Source organism: Arthrobacter agilis (assembly GCF_002953615.1).
GTDB classification, from domain to species: domain Bacteria; phylum Actinomycetota; class Actinomycetes; order Actinomycetales; family Micrococcaceae; genus Arthrobacter_D; species Arthrobacter_D agilis_B.
The window spans coordinates 178251-184015 of sequence record NZ_CP024915.1; the positions used below are offsets into that span (position 1 = coordinate 178251).

Sequence of the window (5765 nt, forward strand, 5' to 3'; positions counted from 1 at the left end):
ACGCCCTGCGCAGCTCGTACCTCTTCCCCGCGGAGGCCGTGCGGATCGACCTCGCCTCCGGCGCCACCGAGCGCCTCCTGAACCCGGCGGAGCGGCCCGCCCTGCCCGGCAGGCTCGAGCGCATCGCATCCGTCGGAGAGGACGGGCAGCCGGTGAAGTCGTGGCTGGTGCTCCCCGAGGGGGCCACCGAGGAGTCTCCCGCGCCCGCACTGCTGTGGATCCACGGCGGGCCGATCGGTTCGTGGAACGCGTGGACGTGGCGCTGGTCGCCGTGGATCATGGCGGCACGCGGGTACGCGGTCCTCCTGCCGGACCCGGCGCTGTCCACGGGGTACGGGCAGCACATGGTGGACCGCGGCTGGGGACGGTGGGGCGACGCGCCCTATACCGACCTCATGGCGGCGACGGACGACCTGGTGGCCCGGAAGGACATCGACGGGACCCGCGTGGCGGCCATGGGCGGCAGCTTCGGCGGCTACATGGCGAACTGGGTCGCCGGGCACACCGACCGCTTCGCGGCCATCGTGACCCACGCGAGCCTGTGGTCGCTGGACCAGTTCGGCCCCACCACGGACGCCGCCTTCTACTGGGAGCGGGAGATGACCCCCGAGGCCAGGGAGGAGAACTCCCCGCACCACCATGTGGAGAAGATCAACACCCCCATGCTCGTCATCCACGGCGACAAGGACTACCGGGTGCCGATCGGCGAGGGCCTGCGGCTCTGGTACGAGCTGCTGTCGAAGTCGCAGCTGCCTGCCGACGCCGAGGGCCGGACACCCCACCGCTTCCTCTACTTCCCGGACGAGAACCACTGGATCCTCAAGCCCCAGCACGCCCGGATCTGGTACGGCGTCGTCGAGGCCTTCCTGGCGCGGCACGTCCTCGGCGAGGAGCGGGAGCTACCCGCCGAGCTGGGTCTGTAGGGGCGGGGGCGGGCGGCGCTTTGTAGAGTGGGTCGAATGACCCTCCCCTTCACCATCCGCCCCGCCCGCACCTCCGACGTCCCGGCCATCAAGTCGCTGGTCGAGCCGCTCGCCGAGGAGCGCATCCTGATGGCCAAGGAGACGGTGGCGTACTACGAGGGCCTGCCCGAGTTCCGCATCGCGGAGTCCGACGGCGGGGAGGTGCTCGGCTGCGGGGCGCTGCACATCATGTGGGAGGACCTCGCGGAGGTCCGCACCCTGGCGACCTCCCCTGCCGCCCGCGGCCGCGGTGTCGGGCATGCGCTCGTCGAGGGACTGCTCGAGGAGGCACGTGCCTTCGGGGTGAGCCGGGTGTTCTGCCTGACCTTCGAGGTGGAGTTCTTCCGGCGCCACGGCTTCGAGGTCATGGCCGACCAGTCTGCCGTCGATCCGCAGATCTACTCGGAACTCCTGCGGTCCCACGACGAGGGTGTCGCGGAGTTCCTCGACCTGGCGCGGGTGAAGCCCAACACGCTCGGCAATACGCGCATGATCAGGCAGCTCTGAACCGGGGCAGCTCGCTTTTCGCCGCCGGAGGGGGATAAGGTAAGACGACTTAGTATCTCCCCGGAGATGCTGGCACGCCACCGGAACCGGTGGCTGAACACCGAGTCGAAGGAGGTCCGCATCATGGGACTGGATGACAAGATCGGGAACAAGGGCGAAGGCCTGGGCGGCAAGATCAAGGAAGGCCTGGGCAAGGCCACCGGCAACGAGAACCTGGAGGCCGAGGGCCACAAGGACCAGGCCAGCTCGAACCTCAAGGACGCCGGCGAGAACGTCAAGGACGCGTTCAAGCGCGACTGATACAGCACAGGCCTGCCGGTGACCCCGCAGGCCGGACCACCTGAGGGAGGGCGCCCGGACACGGGCCCCTCCCTCAGGCGTTGAAGCCCCGAAGGGACGGCTGCCCCGGTACCTGTCGCCTATAGGCAGCGGCAGGAACGGACGGTAACGTGGCCACTGGCCGGGGTGGTCCATGGAATGCGGGCTGCAGGCTGTCAGAGTGTCCGTTCGCAGTCAAGGAGCAGCCGTCGTGAAGAAGCTCATCAATGACCCCAGGGCCGTGGTCGACGAGTCGGTCGAAGGATTCGGCATCGCACATGCCGACCTCGTGGCCGTCCACCCGGACCCCCTCTTCATCACCCGCAGGGACGCACCCGTCCAGGGCAAGGTGGGCATCGTCTCCGGGGGTGGCAGCGGACACGAACCACTCCACGCCGGTTTCGTGGGACGCGGGATGCTCGACGCCGCGGTGCCGGGAGCGGTCTTCACCTCACCGACGCCGGACCAGATCATCCCCGCGACGTCCGCGGTCGACGGCGGCGCCGGCGTCCTGCACATCGTCAAGAACTACACGGGCGACGTCCTCAACTTCGAGACGGCGGCGGAGATGGCGGAGGCGGACGGCGTCACGGTGCGGTCGGTGCTCGTGGACGACGACGTCGCCGTCGAGGACTCCCTGTACACGGCGGGCCGGCGCGGCGTCGGTGGGACCGTCTTCGTCGAGCGGATCGCCGGTGCCGCGGCCGAACGCGGCGACGACCTGGACGGCGTCGCCGACGTGGCGCAGCGCGTGGTCGACGGCGTCCGCTCGATGGGCGTCGCCCTCGCCGCATGCACCGTCCCGCACGCCGGGGTGCCCAGCTTCGACCTGGCGGAGGACGAGATCGAGATCGGCATCGGTATCCACGGGGAGCCCGGACGGCATCGGATCGCCATGGAGGACGCCGACGGGATCACGCAGCGGCTGCTCGACCCCATCGTCGCCGATCTCCGGCTGGCATCGGGGGACAGGACCCTCGTGATGGTCAACGGGATGGGTGGGACGCCCGCGAGCGAGCTCTACATCGTCTTCCGGAAAGTCGCGCAGCTGCTCGACGGACTCGGTGTCACGATCGAGCGGTCCCTCGTGGGCAACTACATCACCGCCCTCGAGATGCAGGGGGCGTCCCTGACCATCCTGCGCGTCGACGACGAGATGCTCGAGCTGTGGGACTCCCCGGTCCACACCGCCGCGCTGCGCTGGGGGGCCTGAGGATGGTGCAGCCCCTCGACACCGCCTGGGCCGTCCGCTGGATCCGGGAGACGGCCCGCGTGGTCGCCGAGAACCGCGCCCTGCTGATCGACCTCGACCGGGTGATCGGCGACGCGGACCACGGAGAGAACCTGGATCGGGGCTTCAGCGCGGTCGTCGCGAAGCTCGACGCCGGGGACGCCCCGGGCACGCCCGCGGCCGTCCTCAAGCAGGTCGCCATGACCTTGATGTCCACGGTGGGCGGTGCCGCCGGACCGTTGTACGGCACGGCCTTCCTCCGTGCGGCGACCTCCCTCGGTGACGCCGGCGAGGTGGACGCCGCAGCCGCGGCCGCGATGATCAGGGCGGCCCGTGACGGCATCGTCGCCCGCGGCAAGGCCGAGGTGGGCGACAAGACGATGGTCGACGCCTGGACACCCGCCACCGAATCGGCGGAGACCGCGGCCAGTGCGGGAGCCACCCCACCCGAGGTGCTCGCGGCGGCCGCCAACGCCGCCCACGCGGGAGCCGTGGCCACCGAACCGCTGATCGCCCGCAAGGGCAGGGCGAGCTACCTCGGCGAACGCAGTGCGGGACACCAGGATCCCGGGGCGGTGTCCACCGCGCTGATCCTGCAGGCCGCCTCGGAGGCCGCCGGAGGAGAGGTCGCATGAGCGTCGGACTGGTCATCGTCTCGCACAGCGAGAAGATCGCCGAGGGGGTCGTCGAGCTCGCAGCGCAGATGGCACCCGACGTCGTCCTCGTGGCTGCGGGCGGTGCGGAGGACGGCACCGGGCCGGCGCGCATCGGCACGAGCTTCGACCGCGTGCAGTCCGCGATCGGGCGCGCGTCGGAGGGTGACGGCGTGGTGGTCCTGACCGACCTCGGCTCGGCCGTCATGACGGCCGAGATGGTGCTCGAGTTCCTCGACCCCGAGGTCCGGGACACGGTGCGTCTCGCCCAGGCCGCCCTCGTCGAAGGGGCCGTCGCCGCTGCCGTGCAGGCGCAGGGGGGATCCTCCCTCGACGACGTCGTCCGGGCAGCAGAGAGCGCCGTCGTCTCCGTCCGGCCCGAGGAGTTCGAGCCCTTCGTGAGCCATGGCGCGGCGTCACCCGGTCGTGGTGCCGGCGAGGACGGGTCGCCGTCCGTCGGAGCGACGGTGAGCGGCTCCTGGGTCCTGCCGAACCAGATGGGACTGCATGCCCGCCCTGCCGCCACCCTCGCCGCGGGACTCGCCGACCTCGACGCCGAGGTGACCGTCAACGGCGTCGACGGCAAGTCGGTGATGCTCCTGATGAGCCTCGGTCTCGGGCAGGGCCGGACGGTCACCGTCGAGGCCAGCGGCGCCGACGCGCAGGCGGCCGTGGATCTCGTCGGCCAGGCGGTCGAGTCGGGGTTCGGCGAACCGGCCTGATCCGATCAGGCGGCCTCCGCCCGACCGGTCGGGCTGCGCAGTCCCGGAGCCTCCTGGCCGGGTGACCTCCTGCGATCAGTCCCCTAGCCGGGCAGCCGCAGGCCAGCCTCGGTCTCCTCGGCGAGGCCGTCCGCCAGCAGCCCGGCGAGGGCGCGCTCGAGCTGCTCGGTCGGCGCCTGCAGGCCGTGCAGGGCGGCGAGTGGGCCCGCGTGTCCGGCGAGGTGGGGGACGTCGACGGGCACCCCGATGCCGAGGTCGACGGGAGCCCACAGCAGGATCGGGCGTGCCACGGGGCTGTCGGCGTGCCGCAGCACGGCGACGATGGCGCCGCGGACCTGCCGGTCGGTGCCCGCCCATGACTGGCCCTTGGGCACGTACTCGGGAGCGGGACGCCCGGCGGCGATCCAGGCGCAGGCGTCGATGACCGGGCAGGCGTCGCAGAGCGGTGCACGCGCGGTGCAGACCACGGCCCCCAGTTCCATCACCGCGGCGTTCCACTGCACGGACAGAGCCTCGTCGTCGGGCAGGAGGGCCACTGCCCGCCTCGTCTCCGCCGCCGTCAGCGCCGGAGCGGGGAGGGCGGTCCCGCCGACGAGGCGCGCGTGCACGCGGCGGATGTTCGTGTCGACGACGGTCTCGCGGCGACCGAAGGCGAAGGCGGCCACGGCGGCGGCGGTGTAGGTGCCGACGCCGGGCAGGGAGAGGAGCTCGTCGTACGTGGCGGGTACCTCGCCGGCGTGCCCGGCGACGATCGCCGTGGCCGCGGCGTGGAGGCGCAGTGCCCGGCGCGGGTAGCCGAGGCGGCCCCAGTGGCGTACAGCCGCCCCCGATGGCTCGGCGGCGAGATGCGCCGGCGTCGGCCAGCGCTCCAGCCACTCCCGCCACACGGGGAGTACGCGGACGACCGGTGTCTGCTGCAGCATGACCTCGCTGACGAGGATGCCCCAGGGAGAGCACCCGGGATCCCGCCAGGGCAGGTCCCGGGCATTCTCCCGGAACCAGTCCGTCATCCGCAGGTGGAGGTCCGCAGGTGCGGGGGCGGCCCGTCCCGCCGGGTTCCGCGGGCTGCCGGGACCGGGGGGTGTTCCGTTGCCGGGGTTCATGGGTGCTCCTGGATTCTCGTCGTGAATACTCTAGCCACCGGCGTGGTGCCGGGAAGAATGCGAGCGGCCGTCCCTAGCCTTGATGGATGGCATCTACGGGCGGTCACGGCACGGGCAGGCGAACAGGCGGCAGGCGGGGACCCAGCCCCGCCATGTACCGCCGTCGGCGGCTGGCGGTGGTTCTCCTGGCATTCCTGGTGGTCGCGGCGCTCGCCGTCGGGGCGATCGCTCTGGCCGGCGTGCTGGGCCGCGGCGCCGACGCGGCCGGC

General features: G+C 72.0%; 7 protein-coding genes. 6 read left to right on the top strand and 1 reads right to left on the bottom strand.

Going from position 1 to position 5765, the window contains the following annotated elements; genetic code table 11:
- The 6 genes from CVO76_RS00880 to dhaM form a co-directional block, all read left to right on the top strand.
- Window positions 1-923, top strand: a 923-nt coding sequence (locus CVO76_RS00880) for an alpha/beta hydrolase family protein (RefSeq protein WP_208740358.1), incomplete at its 5' end; no start/stop codon positions are given.
- A gap of 36 nt (window positions 924-959) precedes the next feature.
- Window positions 960-1469: an amino-acid N-acetyltransferase gene (locus CVO76_RS00885; RefSeq protein ID WP_133080096.1), complete on the top strand. Its 510-nt coding sequence runs from the start codon at window positions 960-962 to the stop codon at window positions 1467-1469.
- A 123-nt stretch (window positions 1470-1592) separates the two neighbouring features.
- Window positions 1593-1769, top strand: coding sequence for a CsbD family protein (locus CVO76_RS00890; RefSeq protein WP_133080462.1), 177 nt, complete (start codon window positions 1593-1595; stop codon window positions 1767-1769).
- Between the two features lie 229 nt (window positions 1770-1998).
- On the top strand, window positions 1999-3000 hold the full coding sequence (dhaK, locus tag CVO76_RS00895) for a dihydroxyacetone kinase subunit DhaK (protein ID WP_208740359.1): 1002 nt from the start codon (window positions 1999-2001) through the stop codon (window positions 2998-3000).
- A 2-nt stretch (window positions 3001-3002) separates the two neighbouring features.
- Window positions 3003-3653: a dihydroxyacetone kinase subunit DhaL gene (dhaL, locus tag CVO76_RS00900; RefSeq protein ID WP_208740360.1), complete on the top strand. Its 651-nt coding sequence runs from the start codon at window positions 3003-3005 to the stop codon at window positions 3651-3653.
- Window positions 3650-4393 carry a dihydroxyacetone kinase phosphoryl donor subunit DhaM gene (gene dhaM / locus CVO76_RS00905; RefSeq protein ID WP_208740361.1) on the top strand — a complete coding sequence of 248 codons (744 nt, stop codon included), beginning with the start codon at window positions 3650-3652 and terminating at the stop codon, window positions 4391-4393. Before dhaL ends, dhaM begins: the two co-directional genes overlap by 4 nt.
- An 83-nt stretch (window positions 4394-4476) precedes the next feature.
- Here dhaM and CVO76_RS00910 read toward each other — a convergent pair whose 3' ends face one another.
- The gene (locus tag CVO76_RS00910) at window positions 4477-5403 is read right to left on the bottom strand and encodes an A/G-specific adenine glycosylase (RefSeq protein WP_208741653.1); all 927 of its coding nucleotides are present in this window, start codon (window positions 5401-5403) and stop codon (window positions 4477-4479) included.
- Window positions 5404-5765 lie beyond the last annotated feature (362 nt).